Origin of the sequence: Bradyrhizobium sp. CB1015 (assembly GCF_025200925.1) — a bacterium.
GTDB lineage: Bacteria > Pseudomonadota > Alphaproteobacteria > Rhizobiales > Xanthobacteraceae > Bradyrhizobium.
In genome coordinates this window covers 2,746,690-2,769,025 of the sequence record NZ_CP104174.1, presented here as the reverse complement: position 1 = coordinate 2,769,025, position 22,336 = coordinate 2,746,690, and the positions used below count along the sequence as shown (strand labels likewise).

At 64.6% G+C, this 22,336-nt stretch carries 15 protein-coding genes; 4 read left to right on the top strand and 11 right to left on the bottom strand.

All coding sequences use genetic code 11. From position 1 onward, the window contains the following. Window positions 1-50: 50 nt before the first annotated feature. The 10 genes from N2604_RS12535 to N2604_RS12490 all read right to left on the bottom strand — a co-directional run bounded on the left by N2604_RS12535 (window position 51) and on the right by N2604_RS12490 (window position 16,176). Complete coding sequence (locus N2604_RS12535) at window positions 51-2,300, bottom strand: glycosyltransferase (protein WP_260374949.1); 2,250 nt, start codon at window positions 2,298-2,300, stop codon at window positions 51-53. Continuing rightward, the gene (locus N2604_RS12530; RefSeq protein ID WP_260374948.1) at window positions 2,258-3,538 is read right to left on the bottom strand and encodes an HlyD family efflux transporter periplasmic adaptor subunit; all 1,281 of its coding nucleotides are present in this window, start codon (window positions 3,536-3,538) and stop codon (window positions 2,258-2,260) included. Before N2604_RS12530 ends, N2604_RS12535 begins: the two co-directional genes overlap by 43 nt. 319 nt (window positions 3,539-3,857) lie before the next feature. Then, a complete protein-coding gene (locus N2604_RS12525) occupies window positions 3,858-7,187 on the bottom strand; it encodes an adenylate/guanylate cyclase domain-containing protein (protein WP_260374947.1) in 3,330 nt (1,109 codons plus the stop codon). Between the two features lie 303 nt (window positions 7,188-7,490). Further along, the gene (locus N2604_RS12520) at window positions 7,491-8,006 is read right to left on the bottom strand and encodes a hypothetical protein (protein ID WP_260374946.1); all 516 of its coding nucleotides are present in this window, start codon (window positions 8,004-8,006) and stop codon (window positions 7,491-7,493) included. 447 nt (window positions 8,007-8,453) lie between these two features. Continuing rightward, window positions 8,454-10,322 carry an ABC transporter ATP-binding protein gene (locus tag N2604_RS12515; protein ID WP_260374945.1) on the bottom strand — a complete coding sequence of 623 codons (1,869 nt, stop codon included), beginning with the start codon at window positions 10,320-10,322 and terminating at the stop codon, window positions 8,454-8,456. 9 nt (window positions 10,323-10,331) lie between these two features. After that, the gene (locus N2604_RS12510) at window positions 10,332-11,258 is read right to left on the bottom strand and encodes a glyoxylate/hydroxypyruvate reductase A (RefSeq protein ID WP_260374944.1); all 927 of its coding nucleotides are present in this window, start codon (window positions 11,256-11,258) and stop codon (window positions 10,332-10,334) included. Between the two features lie 7 nt (window positions 11,259-11,265). Next, window positions 11,266-12,594: an FAD-binding oxidoreductase gene (locus N2604_RS12505; protein ID WP_260374943.1), complete on the bottom strand. Its 1,329-nt coding sequence runs from the start codon at window positions 12,592-12,594 to the stop codon at window positions 11,266-11,268. A 35-nt stretch (window positions 12,595-12,629) separates the two neighbouring features. Then, the gene (locus tag N2604_RS12500; protein WP_260374942.1) at window positions 12,630-13,505 is read right to left on the bottom strand and encodes an ABC transporter permease; all 876 of its coding nucleotides are present in this window, start codon (window positions 13,503-13,505) and stop codon (window positions 12,630-12,632) included. 4 nt (window positions 13,506-13,509) lie between these two features. Next, window positions 13,510-14,460: an ABC transporter permease gene (locus tag N2604_RS12495; RefSeq protein WP_260374941.1), complete on the bottom strand. Its 951-nt coding sequence runs from the start codon at window positions 14,458-14,460 to the stop codon at window positions 13,510-13,512. A gap of 27 nt (window positions 14,461-14,487) precedes the next feature. Next, window positions 14,488-16,176 (bottom strand): peptide ABC transporter substrate-binding protein, encoded by a 1,689-nt coding sequence (locus N2604_RS12490; RefSeq protein WP_260374940.1) that lies wholly within the window; start codon window positions 16,174-16,176, stop codon window positions 14,488-14,490. Window positions 16,177-16,392: 216 nt separating this feature from the next. Between N2604_RS12490 and N2604_RS12485 the strand changes: the two genes are divergently transcribed. Both N2604_RS12485 and N2604_RS12480 read left to right on the top strand, forming a co-directional pair. Then, complete coding sequence (locus tag N2604_RS12485) at window positions 16,393-17,025, top strand: cupin domain-containing protein (RefSeq protein ID WP_260374939.1); 633 nt, start codon at window positions 16,393-16,395, stop codon at window positions 17,023-17,025. A 121-nt stretch (window positions 17,026-17,146) separates the two neighbouring features. Beyond that, window positions 17,147-19,006 carry an ATP-binding protein gene (locus N2604_RS12480; RefSeq protein WP_260374938.1) on the top strand — a complete coding sequence of 620 codons (1,860 nt, stop codon included), beginning with the start codon at window positions 17,147-17,149 and terminating at the stop codon, window positions 19,004-19,006. Window positions 19,007-19,015: 9 nt separating this feature from the next. Here N2604_RS12480 and N2604_RS12475 read toward each other — a convergent pair whose 3' ends face one another. Then, window positions 19,016-20,041, bottom strand: coding sequence for an AraC family transcriptional regulator (locus tag N2604_RS12475; protein ID WP_260374937.1), 1,026 nt, complete (start codon window positions 20,039-20,041; stop codon window positions 19,016-19,018). A gap of 187 nt (window positions 20,042-20,228) precedes the next feature. Here N2604_RS12475 and N2604_RS12470 point away from each other — a divergent pair, with 187 nt between their 5' ends. Together N2604_RS12470 and N2604_RS12465 are read left to right on the top strand one after the other, a co-directional pair. After that, a complete protein-coding gene (locus tag N2604_RS12470) occupies window positions 20,229-20,678 on the top strand; it encodes a cupin domain-containing protein (protein ID WP_024339447.1) in 450 nt (149 codons plus the stop codon). 99 nt (window positions 20,679-20,777) lie between these two features. Next, window positions 20,778-22,268 carry an NAD(P)/FAD-dependent oxidoreductase gene (locus N2604_RS12465; RefSeq protein WP_260374936.1) on the top strand — a complete coding sequence of 497 codons (1,491 nt, stop codon included), beginning with the start codon at window positions 20,778-20,780 and terminating at the stop codon, window positions 22,266-22,268. Window positions 22,269-22,336 lie beyond the last annotated feature (68 nt).

The window sequence follows — 22,336 nt, the reverse complement described above, 5'->3', positions numbered from 1 at the left end:
CGTCGATCGACAGCCCATGGACTGGTCCGACGAGAAGGACAACACAGCAATCAACTCGGCGCGACGGCCTCGAGCACTGTGCCGGCCACTCGGCCAAAGCCAGGTTCAGTGAAACTCGTCGGATGCAGGCTTCGAGCCCCGGCAAGATGTGCAAAATCGTCTGTCCGCGGTTGAGGCCGAATGACCATGCTCTCTGCCGGCAGACGCTCGGTCGGCGAGACCGACGCGGGCTTCGCGCCGCCTGCAACAATGTGGGGCAACGGCGCGGCCATCGACCAGATGTTCTTGAGCATCGCCCTATTCACCGAGCACGCGATGGCACCGTTCCGCTTCAGACGGGCGACGGTAAAGAGCTTTCGGATCAGCAGGTCTCGTTCAAGCGACTGCGGCAATTTGAACTGCACCCCGATGAGCCGGCCCCTTTGTTGCGCAATCACCGCATCTACCCATCCCACCTGCATGATGTGCACGCGCAGCGGCTCTCCGGCGCGAGGACAGTCAATGCCGGAGCCAAGCAGAACGCCGGCGCCAGAGAGGGAGATGTTGCTTACGCGTCCAGAAAGCTGCTCGCCGGTCCCGGTCTGGATCAAGATAGTTTCGTCGATGTCGAAACGCTCCTCGGTACGTCCCATCCGCGCCTGCAGCGAGGTCATGCAGACGAAGAAAAGCACGACGATGTTCACGACCGACCAGAAGGCGACCATCGGTAGAGCCGCCGGATGATCGATGATGCGCCATTCCGGGATCGTGTTCAGAACCACACCGACAACCGTCAACGCCATCAGGACCGCCGACGGCCAGAATATCTCCGCAGCGTAACTTGCGCGCCGCGCGGCAGCGCCCTTCGGCGTCACCCTGAACGCATGTCCCGCCGGCTTGACGAGAGTCCCCAGCACCGTCGGCAATATCTTGAAGCTCTGGATCGTCGCCGACACCTGAGCGGCGAGCGGAAAATGCACGTGCGGCGCGAACCAGGAGATGCCGCCGTTGAGCGCCAGGATCGCGGGGAACAAGTAGTAGAACACCGATTCGGGGGTGACATCGACGACAGGCGCCAAGCCGGTCCACATGAACACGATCGGAACCACCACGACCATGAGCGCCCGCAAGCCCAATGAGAGCCAATGCGTCGGAAAGAAGAGGAGCCGATGCATCAAGCCCAGTCCGGGGCCGAGCGGGCCGGCGGCGAGGTACAGCGTCTGGATCGCGCCACGCGCCCAGCGTTGCCGCTGCACGAAAAAGGCATCAAGGCTTTCCGGCGCCAGTCCAATCGCCAGCGGTTCGCAGAGATAGCGGGTGACGTATCCCTTGCGCAGCAGGACGAGCGTCAGCAGGATGTCTTCCGTAATGGACTGGGTCGGCAAGGCATCGCCTACCGCGCGGAGTGCTGCGCGACGCGTGACGGAGTTGGAACCACAACAAAAAGCACCATCCCAGCCGTCGCGCGCGGGCATGATGGAATCGAAGAAGAACCGTTGTTCGTCCGGCAGTCCCCTGTGCAGGCCGAGATTCGCCTGCATCGGGTCCTCATTGTAGAAGACGTGCGGGATCTGAACGATTCCGACCTTTGGATCAGCGAAGAAGCCCATCGTGCGCATCAGGAAATTGCGCTGCGGCACGAAATCCGCATCAAAGATCGCGAAGAACTCGCCACTCGTCTTGGTCAGGGCATGATTGATATTGCCGGCCTTGGCATTCAAATTGTCGGCGCGCGTGAGATAGCCGGCGCCCTTTTGCGTGCAGAGTGCCCTGAGCCAAGGCCTGCGACCATCATCCAAGACCCAGACCTGAAGGTTCGGATAGTCCAGGCACAGCGCACCGGTGATCGTCTTTTCCAGCACCTCGAATGGCTCGTCATAGGTCGGAATAAAGACGTCGACCGAGGGCAGCTCATCATCCGGCAGGCTGCGAAGCCGATGCTCGTGCTGATCTGCTTCGCTTCGGCGATCGGTCCTGCGAAGGAACGTCAGATAGAGAATGAACTGATCTGTGAAAGTCAGAAGCTCGACGAACAGACAGAACCAGATCCAGCCGACCTGATACCAGGTCCCGCTTGCCGGCAGCACGGTGGTGAAAATACGCCATTCGAGATAGCGGGCCACCACAAGCCAAACCACGGCAAAGACCGCAAGACGCGCCCAAGGGCGCGCGACTGGGAAGGTCGGCGCCAACAGATACATCGCAGCAAAGATGCCCAGCATCGGCGCGAACAGCTGAGAGAGAGAGGCAGAGTCATGGCTTGCATGGAACATCTCGCTCACAGGGGCGATTGGTCGAGTTCCAGGCGAGCGGTCAGCCATTTCAACTTCGAGCTGACCAATCGTAGCAGGCCGTCGGCTCTGCGCTCGAAGCGCACCTCGGCCAACCGTCCGATATCGCAGGAGCCATTGCGGTCGGCCGACGTCTCATTGGGCGGAAGCGATATCTCAATGGTAATGTTGCCCGGATCAGGCCGCGGCACCCTAGCCGCAAGCAGCCGATCATCGCCGTACGCGGCCGATCCGCGGACCTGCCGGATCTGGCCGCTCTTCCATTCGCGACTCCCAATCAGGCGGACGGTTGCCGCATCTCCGGCCTTGATCTTCTCGAAATCGCGCTCGGGTAGTTCAACGACGATAAACCGGCGTTTGCAATCTGCGAAATCGAACACCGACTGCCCTTCCGTGACCATCGAGCCCGGGCTGGCCGCGACCGACCAGACCACATGGGCTGCGGGCAAGGACAGATCGTAGTGATCGAGACGATCAAGTCGAGTGCGTTCCTCTGCAATTTCCGCGGCCAACTGCGCGGCACGTGAGCTGTTCTGCAACAGGTCTGTCTCGAGCTCCTGGCGGCGGAGGACAAGCCGCTCGCGCTGCTGCTGAGAATAGGGCACGTCGTTGGCATCGCCACGAAGATAAATGCCCTTGCCGGCCGCCCCCAATTCCGTCTTGAGGCGCCGCAGGCGTTCCTCGGCCATCTGACACCGCGTTGCGGTTGCCTCCTGCGAGGCCTGGGCCTCACCGGAGCGGATCTGCGAACTAATGCCGAGCTTCACGAGCCTCTCCATGCGGCCCGCGACATCGTTGCGCTGCCGCGCCTCAGCGAGACAGCCGCCTCTTTCAACTTCCGTTTCACCTATCTCGTGGCTCAGGCGCGCTACCATCCCCGAACGATAGTCCTCGCTTCGCTCACGGAGCTTGCGATCGAGCTCGGCGATTTCCTCGAGTTGCCGGCGTGCAAGCTCGGCGCGTTTGGTGGACATGGCCAGCTGCTGATCAAGGTCCATGAGGTGCCGGCGATCCGGCGAACGCGCCTCGACCAGCGGCACCATCCGGGTGTGCTCGAAATATTCACCCTTGCGTGGAAGATCTGACGAGAGCTGACCCGCCATCGGCGCAGTCACCCGCATGAGCTCGGCATTGACATAGGCGGAGGGGGCGATTCGGTAGGTCACATACGGCAACAAGGCCCATCCGCTGAGAGCGATGATCCCGAGTGCCAGGGACCGCCGAGCGATCCGGCTGCGAATGAAACGTTCGACATGCAAGCGAACCACGACTGGATCTCCAAATGGGCTTTGGTCGCTCCGCCTGCCCCTGCGAAGGCAAGCCAATCGCCGCACAGCCCAGGCGTTGGCATGAAGCCTGCGCCTTGAGGCAATGAGCAATCCGACAACATTGCTGCTGGCCGAAAATCGCGATTCGCCGCCGCAGCAGACTCCCCCTCGCAACCACGAGAAGCATATCTAGCTTTCACCACAGCAGGTTAAGACGTGTCAAAACCGGAGAACTACTGCTCCGGAATCGAGAACAAGATGCCGACCTATTCTGGCTTGAAGTCGGCGCGGCGCTTGTACCGATCGAATGGCGGCGCGGCTAACGCCCATTCCTAAGCAGCTCTTTCGCTTGCGCGAATTCGGGAAGACCATGCTCCGCCTCGAATTCAGCGAGCACGGGCGCGAGCACTTCGGATGCCGCACCCGCCCGGCCATTTGTCTTGTACAGGCGTGCAAGTTCAAGGGCGCTGCGCAGCTCGAAGGTCTTGGTCTGCTGATGTTGTGCGATGTCCAGCGCTCGCTTGAGGGCGTCTTCGGCCCTGGATTCGTCCGAGGGGTCATGGCGCGATAAGAGCTTACCGCGGACACGGTGCAGCTCGGCGTCAAGCCAATGCTGGCCGGATTGTCCCGTCCCGACGATCAATTCGTCCAGGATTTCCAGCCCGGTCTCGACTTCGCCTGCATCTGCCATCGCCAGGGCGACATGCATCCCCCAGAACGGTTCGCAGAGGTAGCAATCGTTCTCGTGCAGGAAGGTCCAGCCGTGACGCATGTCCGCCAGTCCGGCCATTCGGTCGCCGGCACGCCACTTGGCGAGGCCGTTCAGGTAGGTGCCGGCGGCCACGTACAGCGGCATCGTATGGTCGCGTGCGAGACCGAGCGCCAGGATCGTCTCTGTCTGCTGCAACATGCCCCCGCACACTCCGTCGAACACAGCGCGATGAACCAGCGCATTGGCCTGGGACAGCGCCCGTTTTTCTCCCGGAGTACCCACCGCTTCCGCGGCGAGCTTGCGCGCACGAGCGATGCCGCCGAGCGGCCAGAGCACCAGGGCGAGAAATCGCATGATCACGAACGGGAGATCCAGCGCCGAAGGCCTGAAGGTCGCGGGATCCGGTTCGGCCCGATAGATTGCCAGCGCCCGCTCAAGATGCGTACGCGCGTTCAAATACTCGCCGGCGAACCAGCAGGTCACGCCGCCAGTCCAATGGGCCACGACGGCGGCCACCGGCGAGTCTGGCCGTCGCTCAGCGGCGCTCCTGATGGCATCCGCCAGCTCCCGCATCGGAGCAAGTTCGCCGTGCGTCAGGCAGGCATTGAAGAGGCCGGAATGGACCGGCGCAAGTTCAACGGGATCATCGATACCGGCCGCGAATTGGCGCGCGCGCGTCCATGCGGCGACCGTTTCCGGAGCGCTGTGGCCGAGGCTGCCCCGCAAGGCACGGCCATATGCGATTTGAAGATGCAGCCTGCTCATCATCCGGCGGGGCTCGTCAGGCAATTGATCGGCGATCGCAATGGCCTTGCCGAGATGCGCGATCGCCTCGGAATAGGCCGAGCGTTTCAACGCCTGCTGGCCCGCCTTGCGCCACCACTCGAGCGCGATCTCGTTCAGCCCCGCCTCGGTGAAGTGGTGCGCGAGAACTTCCGGCTCGGTCTCGGCGACGACTGGAAACTTCTCGCGCAGGACATCGCCAATTCGTGTGTGAAGCACCTGCCGTTTGCTCTTGAGCAGACTCTCGTAGGCCGCTTCCTGAACAAGGGCGTGCTTGAAACTGTAATTTGCTTCGGGCGGCGTCCCACGACGCAGCAGCAGTTCGGCCTCTTCGAGTTGTGCCAGCGCCGCGCCCAGCGTCAGATCGTCGCGTCCCCCCACGGTTTTCAGCAGCGCGTACGAGAAGTCGCGGCCAATGGCGGCGCCTATCTGCGCCACCTCCTTGACCGGAGCGAGCCGATCGAGCCGCGCCATCAGCGAATCCTGCAGCGTCGCAGGGATGGCAAGCGGCGGCAGCGGACTATTCAGGCGGTAGCGCCCGGCATCCTCGACGAGCAGCCCGGATTCCAGCACCATCTTGGTCAATTCCTCGACGAATAACGGAATGCCATCGGTCTTGTCGATGATCTGCTCCATCATCTCGCGTGGCAGCTGGCGACCGACGACGATCTGCTCGACGAGCGCGCGCGTGTCCTGCCGATCGAGCCGGTCGAGCCGCAACAGACTGACGTTGGCAAGGCCCGACCAGGAGGGCTCGAACTCCGGCCGGGACGTCAGGAGCACGAGTATCGGCAGTCCTCTGATCCGATCGACCGCGAGATCGAACAGTTCAAGTGTCGTGGCATCGGCCCAATGCATATCCTCGCAGATGATCAGCAGCGGCTGGTCTCGCGCCAGTCCCTCAAGCTGATCGAGAAGGACGGCAAATGTCTGCCGCCGCTGCTGCGCCGGGCTCAAGCCGAGGGGCGGGCAATGGTCGCCGGTGGGAATCGAAAGCAGAGCCGCAATGAGCGGTGTTGCCCGGGCGACCTGCTGGGTTCCTATTGCCAGCATTGCCTCGAGCTTGTCGAGCTTTTGATCCGGCGTGTCGTGCGAGCGAATTCCGGCGGCGCGCTCGAGCTGCGCGACAAAGGGATGAAGCGCGCTGTTGGTGTGGTAAGGCGAACACTGATATCGCACGCGGCGGTGCGTCCCCAACGAGGGGCTTTCGGACAGCGTTGCCACAATACGCGACTTGCCAATGCCCGCCTCGCCGGAAATCAACACGATCTGGCCCCGGCCCTGCCATGCCTCCCGCTGGCGCGAGAGGATGAACTCGATCTCGTTCTTGCGTCCGACAAAGCCGATCGAGCGCGCGGCACGGACTGCCTCGAAGCGACTCTCGGATGCGGTCGCTCCTTCCACCGCCCAGACTGCGATGGGGTCTGCCATTCCCTTGACCTCACGGCGACCGAGATTGCGCAGGGAGAAGAGATCGCCAAGCAACCGGCGCGTCGATGAAGCAACGACGACGACCCCCGGCTCCGCCAGGCTCTGGAGCCGGGCCGCGAGGTTTGGTGTGTCGCCGATGGTTGCGTGCTCCTCCGACGCATCTCCGCTGATGAGGTCGCCGACCACCACAAGTCCGGTCGCAATTGCGATCCGCAGTTCAGCTCGTTCGTCGGTCCCTGTCTTGAGCTGGCGTATCGCGGAGATCATGTCGAGGCCGGCGCGGACCGCGCGCTCGGCATCATCTTCGTGGGCGCGCGGATAGCCGAAATAGACGAGTATTCCGTCACCGACGAATCTGGCTATCCTGCCATCATAAGCAGCAACCACGCTCGCGCAGGCAGCGCGATAGGCCCGGATCACCTCCCACATATCCTCGGGATCGAGACGCGCCGAGAGCGCAGTCGAGCCGACCAGATCGCAAAACATGACGGTGAGGTGACGCCGCTCGGCGTCCTGAGGAGGAACGGGCGATGCGATCAACGCGGCCGGATCGAGGTCAGCGATAGCACGCAGCATTTTGCGGCGATGGCCGAGCAGGACTCCGAGCTTCTCGAAGTCCTCGTCCATCAGTTCGGGAAGGACGCCTATGTCGATCCCATTTTGGGCAAAGCGCTCGGCGTATTGCGCAAGCCCCAGCTTATCGAGCCACTCCGCAATCTGCATTGGCTCCACCGATCATGTGGTCGGCATTTAGCAGAATCTGGACCACGGCGCGCGGCGACAATATACCAACAACATAATGATGGCACGTCTTGTTTGTTGCGCGATAACTTAGGTTTCTCAATACCGATATCGCTTTTCAAGCAGTGACGCTGCTCGATGCGAACGGCTTTGCTACCAAACATCGTTGGCACGCAGCATTGGACGGCAGAGGTTGCGATGAGTCGTGGCGGTCGTTTCGAACCAGAACCGAAACCAACAACACGGCTTGTGCCGAGCGGATGTTTTCCACGACCGCAGCTTCCTTCACTGCTCGCCGATAGGCGCTTCATAACTGCGAGCCATCGTGCCCGCCGCAACCTGGAGCGAAGAACCAACCACCCAGCAGCCGGCAACAAAGCCGATCAGGCCGTTGGGCAGATTTTGATCAAGGACAAGGATGCTGACGGACAGAGTTGCAGCGATTGCCGCGCCGAACGTTCCGGCCGCACTCATGATCTCCACCGGCTCGGAACCGTTCCATTCTTCCGAGATGCTCGATGTCGACCTCCGTGCGACATTGCCGGACAAATCAATCCCCACGTAATAGCCAAGAGCTCCGTAGAGCATCGTTATCAGGACGACCCAGCCGCTTTCAAACAGTCCGGCCTTCTGACGTAACAGGGTCGCACCAACATAGAGGCCGCCAGAGGCTCCAACCGCGGCCAGCCCGATTCTTTCAAGAAGATGGGCCGATTTGATCAGACTGGAACGGGCGATCCGGAGATTGCCGACGCGCCTTGTTGCAGAGAAGGCGCTGGAAATTGCGCTGCTTATCTTCATAGGAGCTCCTTCTGAGTAAGTAGCAGCCTACCGGCCGACCCCGAACAGAAGCTGCGTGAGTTGCGCGATGCCCTTTCATTCCAATTTCTGAAGAATCTTTGCTGAGTGATGGGACTGGCTTTGCTCGTGAGCGAGACGGAACCAATCCAAAGCTGCGAGCATGCGGCTGCGCAGGCATTGCCTCTCACCCGCGTTTGAAACGAGCCGGGTGCGGCAATTTTCGTTGCGAGAGTGGTAATTCAGGAAGAGAGCGATCGCGTATGAAGCGGTTCACACATTGCTCCTCCCTGTCGCTCTATTCAGTCACAATTTCCGGAGGACGCGTCTGCATTGTCGCGATAACCGGACGGCGAACACGCTGGATCTGCAACGCGCGGTTGGTCAGCAAAGCTGATCACGTCTGGCCGAAATCAAAGATCCACGCCTGGTTTCGTGAAGCTCGCAGTGTCATGCCGACCATTCCTCGCCCCATGCCTGCACCACATGGCCGGGCGACACTTCGCGATATTGCCGCACCGGCGGCTGATATTCCGGCACGCGGACCGGGCTTCTGATCTCGTCATTGGAGGCCTGGCGCCGCGTGCCGCGGCGCGACGGGTCGGGCACCGGCACGGCAGCCATCAGCTTCTTGGTGTAGGGATGCCGGGGGTTGCCGAACACCGACGCACGCGGGCCGATCTCGACGATCTCGCCGAGATACATCACGGCGACGCGGTGGCTGATGCGCTCGACCACGGCGATGTCGTGGGAAATGAAGAGATAGGCGAGGCCCATGCTGGCCTGCAGGTCGAGCATCAGGTTGACGACCTGCGCCTTCACCGAAACATCGAGCGCGGAGACCGCTTCGTCGGCGACGATCAGCTTCGGCCCGAGCGCGAGCGCGCGCGCGATGCAGATGCGCTGGCGTTGACCGCCGGAGAATTCATGCGGGAAGCGCGCGGCCATGTCGGCGGAGAGGCCGACGCGGACGAGCAGGTCGGCAACCTTGTCGCGCGCCTGCGACGCCGTCGCGAGTCCGTTGGCAAGCAAGGGCGCAGCGATCGCCGTTCCCACCGACATGCGCGGATTGAGGCTCGCGAACGGATCCTGAAACACGATCTGCATGTGCTTGCGCACATCGCGCAAAGCCCGGCCGTTCATGGCCAGCACATCCTGGCCGTCGATCAGGACCGTACCGCCGTCCGGCTCCGTCAGCTTCAGGATGGAGCGGCCGGTGGTCGACTTGCCGCAGCCGGATTCGCCGACCAGGGCCAGTGTCTCGCCGGCGCGCAAGGTGAAGGAGACGTTCTCGACCGCATGGACGCGGCCGGAGACCTTGCCGAACAGGCCCGAGCGGATCGGAAAGCGCGTGGTGAGGTTCGAGACTTCGAGCAAAGGCCGCTCGGCGGGTGAGACCGTATCGGGCGTCTCGGATGGCTCGTCCGAAGTCCCGGTCACCTTGTCGACGATCGGAAAACGCATCGGCCGCGTCCGCCCGTCCATCGAGCCGAGGCGCGGCACGGCCGAGAGCAGCGCGCGCGTATAGGGATGTGCGGGCGCGGCGAAAATGCGCGCGGTGGCATCGGTCTCCACCGCCTGCCCGCCATACATCACCACGGTGCGGTCCGCGATCTCGGCGACCACACCCATATCGTGGGTGATGAAGAGGATCGACATCCCCTCTTCCTGTTGAAGCTCTTTGAGCAGCTCCAGGATCTGCGCCTGGATGGTGACGTCGAGCGCGGTGGTCGGCTCGTCCGCGATCAGGAGCTTCGGCTTGCAAGCCAGCGCCATCGCGATCATCACGCGCTGGCGCATGCCGCCGGAGAAGCGATGCGGATGCTCGTGGAAACGCGATGCCGCCGCAGGGATGCGGACGCGATCGAGCAGGCGGATGGTCTCCGCCTCCGCCTCCGCGCGCGACAGGCCGCGATGCTGGATCAGCGCTTCCGCGATCTGGAAGCCGATGGTGAGCACCGGATTGAGGCTCGTCATCGGCTCCTGGAAGATCATGGCGACGTCATTGCCGCGGATATCCTTCATATCAGCCTCGGGCAGCGCGAGCAGATCGCGCCCCGCCAGCATGACCCGGCCCTCGACGCGACCGATCTCGTTCGGAACGAGCCGCATGATCGACAGCGCGGTCACGCTCTTGCCCGAACCGGACTCGCCGACGATCGCGACGGTCTCGCGGGCCGCGATGTCGAACGAGACGTTGCGAACGACGGGAATCCATTGCCGCTCGAGCATGAAGGAGGTGGTGAGGCCGGCGACGGAGAGTACGGGAGCCTGTGCGTTGGCAACGGCCTGATCAGATCTTTTTGTACCGATGCTCATGCGATCGCTCTAATAGCCCCGTCTACGATCGACCAGTCCCGGCAGCTCCTCGCCGCGGCGATGCCGCGCGATGACGTCGAGCACGAAATCGACCGCCGTATCGGGCGTTGTCATGCTGGCATTGTGCGGCGTCAGCAGGATGCGCGGATGGCTCCAGAACGGGTGGCCTGCAGGCAGCGGCTCGGGATCGGTGACGTCGAGCACCGCACCGGACAGCGCGCCGTTGTCGAGGGCCGCGAGGAAGTCGGCCTCGACGAGATGCGGGCCGCGCCCGACATTGACGAGCCCTGCCCCGCGCGGCAGGCGCGCGAACAGCTCGGCATTGAGAATGCCACGCGTCTGATCCGTCAGCGGCAGCAGGCAGACGAGAATGTCGGCCTGCGCCAGAAATTTCGGCAAGGCGTCGGCGCCCGCGTAACAGGCGACGCCTTCGATCTTGCGCGGCGACCGATTCCACCCCGAGAGCGGGAAGCCGAACGTCTTGAGCCGTTCCAGCACCGCCTGGCCGAGCTGGCCGAGCCCCATCACGCCGACGCGCCGGCGCCTGGCCGGCGTGATCCGGATCTCGCGCCAGACCTGCTGCTTCTGCTGGCTGATGAAATCGAGGAGATCGCGATGCAGGGCGAGCACGGCCATGGTGACGTATTCGACCATGGTCTCGGCGATGCCGGGCTCCAGCATGCGGACCAGCGGGATGTGCTCGGGAACCTTCGTGGTGTCGAACTGATCGACACCCGCGCCCACCGAGAAGACCAGCTCGAGATTGGGAAAGGTCGTCGCGATGTCATCCGGCGGCACCCAGGTCACGAGATAACGCACCGCGGCGGGGTCGCCGATGTCGGGCCAGAGTCGGAACGGCACGTCGGGCGCACGCTCCGCGAAGAAGCGCGCCCACTCGGCGCCGCGACCCATGTTGGCCTTGTAGAGAACCGTCATGCCCGCCTCAGAACGGGCTGACCGGCGCGAGCCGACGGCCGTCGATCATGCGCTTATGGCTGTAGGCGGCGGGATCGACCAGCGGCGTCGCGCCCGTCACGAGGTCGGCGGCGAGCTTGCCGGCGGCGGGACCGATGCCGAAGCCGTGGCCGGAGAAGCCGGTCGCGAGGTAGAATCCCGGCAGCGCATCGACCGGCGAGATCACCGGAATGGTATCGGGCGTGCAGTCGATGGTGCCGCCCCAGGCTTCTGCGATCTCGATGTCCTTCAATTCCGGATTCGACTTGATCAGCGCCGCCAGCGCCGAGTTGACCAGCGACATGTCCGGCGCGGGATCGCGCACGCGCTCGGCCTCGAACGGCGACGGCTTGTCGAAACTCCAGCTGGTGCCGCGCATGAGCTGGTCGAAGAACGTCTTGCCGAACGACATCTTCAATCCGTTGCGGCGATGCAGATAGGTCGGCCAGAACGTCCAGGCGTAGCGCAGCAGATCGGGCGACAGCTCGACCGTGCCGCGGTTGCGCAGCGCCAGCGTGAAGCCGCCGTCGAGGCGGCGGCGGATGCAGTAGAAATCGGTGCCGAGCGCGCCGGAGGTGATCTCCGGTCCCGGCGTGGTCCGGCACGCGGTGGCGTTGACGAGGCCGATCGGCAGCTCGATGCCGTGGCGGCGGCAGAACAGCGACGACCACGCGCCGCCCGCCAGCAGCACCGATTGCGCGCGGATGGTGCCCTTCTCGGTGACGACCGCGCTGACGCGCCCGCCTATCGTCTCCAGCCCACGTGCGGCGCAGCCCTGGTGGATGGTGACGCCGTGCTTGCGTGCGGCGGTGGCGAGCGCAGGGACGGCCATCGACGGCTCGGCACGGCCATCGCTCGGCGTGTGCAGGCCGCCGACCCATGTGTCGGCATTGCCGGGCATGCGCTCGGCGACCTCGGCCGGCGTCAAGACGGTGGAGTGGACCTGCTGCTCGCGCGCGACCGCGGCCCAGCGCTCCCAGCTTGCGAGCTCATCCTTGCTCTTGGTCAAGAACAACACGCCGGTGCGGCGAAAGCCGGCATCGACGCCGGCGTCGTTCTGCATGTCCTCCCACAACCGCAGCGCCTCGCGCGCGAGCGGGATCTCCTCGCGGGCGCGGCCCTGCTGGCGGCACCAGCCCCAATTGCGGCTCGACTGCTCGCCGCCGACATGGCCCTTTTCGACGAGGGCCACGGAGTGGCCCTTTTTCGCCAGATGATAGGCCGCCGAGACGCCGATGACGCCGCCGCCGATGACGACGACGTCCACCTGCTGCGGCAGGCGTTCATCGCTGTTGATACGGTTGAGCGGCGGGGACATGGGCACTCCTGGAGTTCAGTTCGAGGTCTTGCGCGTCAGGGGATGTTCATGCGCGGATCGAGCGCGTCGCGCAGGCCGTCACCGAGAAAGTTGAAGCTGGTCACCGCCAGCGTGATGGCGACGCCCGGCGCGATCGCGAGCCAGGGCGCGCTGGTCAGATAGATCTGCGCATTGTTGAGCATGTTGCCCCAGCTCGCCGCCGGCGGCTGGATGCCGTAGCCGAGATAGCTGACATAGGATTCGAGCAGGATCGCCTTGGCGACGTTGAGCGTCGCGGCAACGACGATCGGCGCGATCGCGTTGGGCACGAGCTCGCGGAACATGATGCGCAGGTTCGAGGAGCCGAAGGCGAGCGCGGCGACCGCGAATTCCCGCTCACGCAACGAGCGCACCTGGGCCTCGACGACGCGCGCGACCGCCATCCAGGCGGTGGCGGCGATCAGCACGGTGGTCGTGACGAGGCCGGGCTCGGTGAGCGCTGCGAGCGCCAGCAGCAGGAAGATGGTCGGAAAGCACAAGACGGCATCGACAAGCCGCATGAGGACTGCACCGACCGCGCCGCCATAAAAGCCGGCGAAAGCGCCGACGACGATGCCGACCGCCATCGCGATCACCATCGCGACGATGCCGATCGAGAGCGAGACCCGGCCGCCCATCAACAGCCGCGCCAGCACGTCGCGGCCGAGCTCGTCGGTGCCGAGGATGTGCGCTCCGGAGAGCGGCGGCGCGAACCGCTTCATGATGTCGATATAGGTGTCGTCGAACGGGAGCAGGTAGGGACCGAAGGCCGAGCCGAGCACGAGCACCAGGATGATCAACGCGCCCGCGAGCGCCAGCCGATGCCGGCGGAAGCGCCGCCACGCGGCCTCGCCGGGCGCGAGCTGAACGTTGGAGAGAGCTGCGGTCGCCATCGCTTCAGCCCACCCGGATGCGCGGATCGACGACCGCATAGAGGATGTCGGCGAGCAGCGAGCCGATCAGCACCATCGTCGTCGAGAACATCAGGATGCCCATCACCACGGGATAATCGCGATAGCCGATGGAATCGAGGAACAGGCGGCCCATGCCCGGCCAGGTGAACACGGTTTCCGCCACCAGCGCACCGCCGAGCAGCGTCGGAAACTGCAGGCCCGCGACCGTGATCATCGGCAGCAACGCATTGCGCAGTGCGTGCACCGTGAGGATGCGCCATTCCGGCATACCCTTGGCGCGCGCGGTGCGGATGTAGTCCTGGTTGATCACCTCGAGCATCGAGGAGCGCATGAAGCGGCCCCACATCGCGGTCTCGACCAGCGCCAGCACCACGGCCGGCGCGATCAGATGATGCAGCAGGTCGAGGAAAGAGCCGTCGCCAATGGTGTGCCGGTTGCCCGCCGGCAGCCAGCCGAGCTTGACCGAGAACACGTAGATGGTGACGAGACCGAACCAGAAGGTCGGGATCGACAGCGCGATCATGGCGCCGACGGTGGCAAGCGTATCGAACAACGAATAGCGGCGCAGTGCGCCAAGGATGCCGATCCAGCAGCCGAGCAGCACCGCGATGATGGTCGCCGTCGCCATCAGCTCCAGTGTGGCGCCGAGATGCGAGGAGATCACCGACAGCACCGCCTCGCCGTCGCGATACGACTTGCCCCAATCACCCCGCACCATGCGGCCGAACCAGTCGAGATATTGGATCGGCAGCGGCCGATCGAGGCCGAGCTGCCTGGTGACGCGGTCGAGATCCTCCTGCGTCATCTGTGCGGACACCGCGAACTGAGAGAGCGGACCGCCGGGCGCCAGATGCAGGATGGCAAAGCCGATTCCCGAGACGATCACCAGCAGCATGATCGCCTGTGCCAGGCGGTTGACGACGTAACGGGCCATCTCAGGCGATCCGACCAGCCCGAGACATCAGGCCCAATACCATTCGCGGATATTCCAGCAATTGATGGAAGTGTTGATGTTGGGACGGAAGCCTTGCAGCCCTTCCTTCACGCCCTCGGCGATGAAGCCCTGGAACAGCGGCAGGATCGCAAGGTCGTTGCGGATCAGCTTCTGCAGGTCACCATAAGTGGTCTTGCGCTGGGTGAGTTCGAACTGCTTCGCGCCTTCGGCGAGCAGACGATCCGCCTCCGGGCTTCTGTACTGATAGGTGTTGAAGCCGCGGCCGCCTTTGGCGGGAATGGCACCCGAGCCGAAGCGCGGCGTCACGTCGGGGTCACTGCCGAGCATGAAGTTCACGGACACGAGCACGGAGTTGAACTTCGACTGCTGCCAGAACTCGCCCCAGATCACCGCCGCCGGCATGTTGTTGACGCGCATCGCAGCGCCGATCGCGCGCCAGTCCTGGATCAGGAGCTGCTGGGTCTGCTCGCGCACCGCATTGCCCGACGTCGTCGAATTGGTGAATTCGAGCTTGACGCCGCCCTTCTCGCGCACGCCGCCGGAGCCGCGCGTCCACCCCGCGGCATCGAGCAGCGCGTTGGCCTTGGCGGGATCGTATTTGTGCTGCGGCAGACCTTGCTGGAACGACCAGGCCTGCTGCGGCACGAAGCTCTCGGTCGGCGTCGGCAGGCCGTAATTCAGCGCGTCGATGATCGCCTGCTTGTTGATGGCGAGATAGAGGGCCTCGCGCACGGTGCGATCGGCAAAGGGACCGAATTCCAGATTGGGCGCGATGTGCTCCACCGAAGACGTCGAGGAAACGAAGATCTTGCGACCCTTCAGCGTCTTCGCCTCCTGCACGAAGTTCGGCAGGATGCCCTGCAGGCCGGTGTAGTCGACCTGGCCGGTGCGGAACTGGGTGTAGAGAACGGTCAGGTCCGGAATATATTTGAAGACGACGCGTTCGACGTAAGGTCCTTTGCCGTGATACCCGGTATGGGCATTCAGCTGGATGTGGTCGCCCGGCACGCGCTCGGCCCAGCGGAACGGCCCGGTCCCGACGGGCGCGTTGTGAAACGGCGAGGAATTCGGATCGGACACCTTCTCCAGGATGTGCTTAGGCACGATGAAGGTGAGCGAGAGGATCGACATGTAGGGCGAATAGGGAGCCTCCATTCGCCAGTGGATCTCGTCGGGCGCGACGACCTTGATGTCTTTGACGAGGCTGTGGCCGACGCGGTTGCGGACGCGGAAATCGGGATTGTTGATCAGCTCGAGCGAGAACTTGACGTCCTCGGCCGTGAAGGCCGTGCCGTCGTGCCACTTCACGTCATTGCGCAGCTTGATCTTCCAGGTCAGGCCGTCGGCCGAGAGGCCGCCATTTTCGATGGTCGGGACTTCGCGGGCGAGGTCGGGGACGAACTTGCCGTCGGGATCGATGTACCAGAGCGGCGAGAACACCTGCCACCAGATGCCCTGATCGACCTCGATACCTGGCATCAGGGGATGAAAGACGGTCGGCTCCTGCGACAGCGCCGCGATCACCTGTCCGCGCGGCTTGTCCGGGGGATTGGTCGGACGTTCGGTCTGGGCAAACGCGCTGCTCGAAAGCGTCCATCCCGCCGCCGCGCCTGCGCCGAGCTGGAAGAATTGACGGCGATTCGGAATGCCGAGATGCCCTGCCCCAACGCCGAACTTGCCGGTGTCGCCTGCCATGACCCACTCTCCGTTTGCGCACGCGGCACCGTCTCCCGCGCCCCCGAGACCCCGGCAAGGGGACAGGAGTGGGCTTTAGTGCTTCTAAATTTTTCTGGCAAAAGTTCATCACGACTAAATACAGCTGTCAATCGCATTGCTAGAATGCGCCAGCTTTTCACTCCGACTGAAGCCACGCGCGATGCTCGAGGCTGAGATGATGCATGGGAGAGCGACATGGATGGTCGCGGCGATACCAATGGCACCAAGGACGCTTCGGCGATCGAAGCTGACGATGCGGTCGACCAGCGCCTGGGTGAAACCGTGCGGCTGCTGCGGCAGCGTGCCGGCCTCTCGATCCAGGACGTCGCCAACAAGACCGGCCTGTCGACCGGCATGATCAGCCAGCTCGAACGCGCACGCGCGATGCCCTCGATCCGCACGCTGCGCCTGCTCGGCCTCGCGCTCGACGTCCCCATCTCCTATTTCTTCGAGAGCAGCGATCCCGGCGACGGGCAGCGCTACATCGTGCGCAAGTCCAACCGGCGGCTGCTGCGGCTCACCGCCAGCGGCGTCGTCAAGGAAGCGCTGACCCCGGAAGGCAAAGGCCAGCTCGAGCTCTACGAGCTCACCCTCAACCCCGGCGCCTCCTCCGGCACCGATTTCCTGCAGCACACCGGCGAGAAGGCGGGCTACATCCTCTCGGGCAGCCTGCGGCTGTGGCTCGACAACCAGGCCCATGTGCTGGAAGCCGGCGACAGCTTTCGTTTTCCGAGCATCGTGCCGCACATGTTCGACAACCCGACCCAGCAGGTGGCGCGCGTGATCTGGGTGACGACGCTGCGCCAGACCGATTCGCCGGCGGGTTGAGGCGGGCCCATCCCGCACCACCGGAAATTGCCCCTCGACGCCGCCGCGCCTAGCCTGTAGCTCACATGATGCCCGCAGCTCGAGAGGCGGCCGGAGCGGCCGGCGTCTTTGGTGTGAGACCATGAAACTCAGGAGGCTTCTGACCCTCGCGTTGGCCGCACAGGCCATCGTGACTGCTGCAGCCTTCCTCGCCTCATCTCTGGCGATCGGCCGTGCGGAATTCGGCACGGCCCAGCTCCTCGCCCTCTTGGCCAGCGCCGCCGTGGCGGTGCTGCTCGCCGCTGTCTGCACCCGTGCGATCGAGACGTCGCGGGAAACACGCACCGCTGAGCTGCTGGCCGGGCAGGCGCAGGCCAACGCGCAGATGATGCAAGCCGTCATCAAGACCGCGCTCGATGCCTTCATTCAGATCGACGAGAGCGGCACCGTGCTGGAGTGGAGCTTTCAGGCGGAAGCGCTGACCGGATGGACGCGGCAGGAGGCACTCGGCGCCGATGTCGTCGATCTTCTCGTCGCCGAGCCGCTGCGCGCCGGCTTCAGGCAACGCATGGCGCGCCTCGTTCCGGAATTGTCCGCCGCGCCGGCCGGCATGCGGTTCGAAGTCACGCTGGTCGACAGGAACGGCGACAAAATCCTGGTCGAGGCGTCCAGCGCGGTGTTGCGGATCGGAGAGCGCTCCATCATCAACACCTTCGTCAGGGACATCACCCAGAAGCGCGCCGCCGAGGAGCAGCTGATCCAGTCCCAGAAGATGGAGGCGGTCGGGCAGCTCACCGGCGGCATCGCGCACGAATTCAACAACATGCTCACGGTGATAACAGGCACGATCGAGATCCTTGCCGACGCCGTCAAGGACAACCCGCCACTTGCGACCATCACCAAGCTGATCAGCGAGGCCGCCGATCGCGGCGCCGCGCTGACATCGAGCTTGCTCTCCTTTGCCCGCAAGCAGGCGCTGCAGCCGGCCGAGATCGACGTCAACGAGCTCATCGAGGAGCTCGCCAAGCTGCTGCTCGCAACCTTCGACAAGAAGATCGAGATCGTGACGAAGCTGGGCGGCAATGTCCGGCTGGCCTACGCCGACCGCGGGCAATTGAGCTCGGCGCTGCTCAACCTCGCCATCAATGCCCGCGATGCCATGCTGGACGGCGGCAGGCTGACGCTGACGACGCGCAACGTCGTGTTCGGCGTGCGCGAGGCCCTGGCGGTCGGTGCCGGCTATGCCGGCGACTATGTCGAGATCGAGATTGCCGACACCGGCACCGGCATTCCGCAAGCCATTCTCGAACGCATCTTCGATCCGTTCTTCTCGACCAAGGAGGTCGGCAAAGGCACGGGGCTCGGGCTCAGCATGGTGTTCGGATTCGTCAAGCAGTCCGGCGGCGGCATCAAGGTCGCCTCCGAAGAAGGACGCGGCACCATCTTCACGATCTACCTGCCGAAGGCGGAGGCGAGCACGCTGCGCCCGACCGGCTACGACGATCGCAAGATCGTCGGTGGGACCGAAACCATCCTCTGTGTCGAGGACGACCGCGAGGTCCGCCACTACGTCACGGTCCAGCTCGAAGGGCTCGGCTACAAGGTCATCCCCGCCGCCGATGCGACCGAGGCTCTCGCCATCGCGGCCGAAGGCACGCCGTTCGACCTGCTCTTCACCGACATCGTGATGGCCGGCAGCATGAACGGACGCGAGCTCGCCGAGCAGATGGCGGCCGCGCGACCGTCCTTAAGGGTCCTCTTCACCTCCGGCTACGCCTACGATTCCCTGCATACCCCGGGACGCGCCACGATGGGCGCGCCGCTGCTGCGCAAGCCCTACCGCAAGGCGGAGCTGGCGCGCCTGCTGCGGCGCAGCCTCGACACCGCAGTCGATTCCGCCGGCGATGCGATTCCGACGCCCTACTCGGTGCAGGCCGACGTCGAGGCGTTTCTGCGCAGGCAGGCCGCGGAAGATCGTGGCACGAGGCGACCGCGGAGGTAAGCGTCCGCGCTAGCTCATCCTTCGCCGCAGCGTGGCCGACGGCGTCTCGCCGAACTTTTCGCGGTAGGCGCCGGCCATGCGGCCGAGATGGGTGAAGCCGAGATCGAAGGCGATCTCGGTGATGGAGGCATCTGGGGCGGCCTGCGCGAGGCGCGCATGCAGGCCGGCGAGGCGCATGTCGAGCAGCATCTGCGAGATCGACACGCCGAAATGACGGCGGAAGCCGAGCTGCAGCGCGCGGATGCCGATGCCGGACGCGCAGGCGAGCTGCGCGAGATCGAGTGGCTCGCCGGCATTGTCGGCCAGATGGTCGCGTGCGGCGCGGAGCGCGCGCGGCAGGCGCTCGGCCTGGCCTGAGAACGTTTCAATCGCATCCGACAGGTCATGCCGCTGCCCATTGAGGAGATGATCGAGCAGCGCTTCGCGCCAATCGGCCATGGCGACCGGCGAGAGCCGGCCCGAGGGCCCGAGACGCTCGGCCAGCGTCATCAACTCGGCGAGCGTGGCCTGCAGGGTCCGCCCGGACGGCGCATCCAGCTCGATCACCGGATCGAACTCGACCACCCCGGCAGCCCTGCCCGACAATGCCGCGGCGCGCTGCTCGACCATGCGGCGGTCGAGCAGCAGGATCGCCTGTGCGCAATCGCTCCACATCATCCGGGTCGGAATCGTCGGCGACAGCAGCGACGCCGTCCGGCCCGGCGCCGCATCGAGCTCGCGATGACCGGCGCGAATGCGGGCGCTGCCGGCGAGCGGGACCTGCACCAGGAAGAAGCGCTCGAGGCAGCCGGGATCGATGCTGACCGATCCGCCATAGGCGACGTAATTAATGGAAAAGCCATCGAAGGCCGCGCAATTGTGCCGGGCCGAGAAGCCCACCGCGCGCGCCTGCGTCGGCTCGAGATCATGCGGGCAGAAGATGCGCCCGATCTGCTCGGCCGCCTCGTCGACATCGTCCGTGGTGACGCGAGCGAAAGCCGCAAGCCGTTCGGCTGCAGAGGCTCTTGCGCTCATTTCCAGCTCGGCTGCGGACATCGTCGACCATGCTTCGCGCCCGGAATTACTTTAAGCCTATAATAGTTTCGCGGGCGCGAAAAGGGCCGTAGCTCGCAAAATCATCGTGCTGCACGGCAATAGGCGCTCCGGATTCGTTTAGCGGATAGACAGGCGGCCTGTCCCCGGCCGATGCTCCGTCCCCGCCGGAATCCATGAGGAGCAAGCCATGACTGCACTCGAAAAAGGCATTACCGCCAACGGCACGGGCTATGGCGGCAAGAGCTGGAACATCCTCGGCCAGGTCTATTTCCCCAAGGCCGTCACCGATTCCACCTTCGCGTTCGAAACCAACAGCGATCCCGGCCAGTTCGTGCCGGTGCACATCCACCCGACCCAGGACGAGTTCATCCTGGTGCAGGAGGGCACGCTCGATCTCAAGCTCGACGGTCAATGGGTCAAGGCCCATGCCGGCGACCTCGTGCGCATGCCCCGCGGCATTCCGCACGGCTATTTCAACAAGTCCGACAAGCCGTGCCGCGCGCTGTTCTGGGTCTCGCCGATGCAGAAGCTGGAGGCGCTGTTCAACCAGCTGCACAATCTGACCGACCCGGCCGAGGTCGTGCGCATCTCGGCACTGCACGAGGTCGACTTCCTGCCGCCCGAGGCCAACGACTAGCCGTCGCCGCTTCCTCCGCTTCCATCTGCTTGCAGCCCGGCCGGCCGCGCCTTGCGGCCGAACGCGGCCGCGTGCGCGCCAAACACATCGAGCAATCCCATGGTCAGCCCAAAACATGTTTGCGTGATCGGCGCCGGCGTCTCCGGCCTTGCCGCCGCGAAAGCGTTCTCCACCCGAGGCCACCGCGTCACCATCGTCGAGCGCAGCTCAGATCTCGGCGGCGTCTGGGAGCCGGCGCGCTCCTATCCTGAGGTGCAGACCCAGAGCCCGAAGGAGCTCTACCGCTACACCGACCGCGCCATGCCGGATGCCTATCCGGAATGGCCGACCGGGCCGCAGGTCCACGCTTATCTCGCCGATTACGCCAAGAGCTTCGGCCTCGACCGCATGCTGCGGCTCAACACCGAGGTCGCCGGCATGGCGCGCCGTGCCGACGGCAGACCGGGATGGACGCTGGCCTTCAAGGACAAGAACGGCACGGCCACGAGCGAAGATTTCGATTTCGTCGCGGTCTGCACCGGGCAGTTCAACGAGCCGCGCGAGCTGCATTGCCCCGGCGAGGACGGTTTCCTGGCGCAGGGCGGCCAGATCCTGCACTCGTCGAAATACGGCGATCCGACGCTGGCGAAGGGACGCCGCGTCGTCGTGCTCGGCGGCTCGAAGTCCGCGACCGACATCGCCGTGAACGCGGTGAATTCGGGCGCGCGCGAGGTCACGATTGTGATGCGCGAGCCGGTCTGGCGCATTCCCTATTTCATCGGCGGGCTCGTGAACTTCAAGCGCATCCTCTACATCCGCGCGCAGGAGGAGATGTTTCCGGGCTGGGGCGTCAGTGCGATGGGGCGGCTCGCGCATCGCATCGCCGCGCCGCTGGTCTGGGCGAACTGGCGCGGGCTGGAAAGCCTGCTGAAGGCGCAGCTCAAGCTCGGCCGCTGCAACATGGTGCCGAAGGAGCGGATCGAGGACGGCGTCAATTGCTCGGTGCCGATCGCAACGCCGGGCTTCTATCCGATGGTCGCCGACGGCCGCATCAAGGCCGTGTTCGGCACGTTCGACCATTATGAGGGCGACAGCATCGTGATGAGCGGCGGCGAGCGCGTGGGCGCCGACGTCGCGGTGCTCGCGATCGGCTACAAGCTCGGCGTGCCGTTCCTGCCCGAGGCCTATCAAGCGAAGCTGGTCGATGCCGACGGGCAGTACCGGCTCTATCGCCTGATCGCCAACCCTGATCTGCCCGAGCTCGGCTTCGTCGGCTTCAACTCCTCGTTCTGCACCGTGCTTTGCGCCGACCTCGCCGCCAACTGGCTGGTGCGTTATGCCGACGGCCAGCTCGCGAACCAGCCGACGGCGCAGGCGATGCGCGACAACATCGAGATGATGCTGCACTTCAAGCGCATCGAGCGGCCGGCCGCGGGCGTCTATGGCGGCCTCTGCGTCGCGCCCTACCACTACCGCCATTTCGACGAGCTGATGGCCGACATCGGCGCGAAGCAGCAGAAGCGCGGCGGACTCGCGGGGCGCTTCCAGCCGCCGGATGCGGATGCTTACGCCAAGTTCCTGGCGACGGCGCCGGACTACCGGGCGGCATGACAGGAGAATTGCGGCGGCTCGCCTCCGACGTCTACGATCTCGCTGGCCATCGAATCGACGGGAACCAG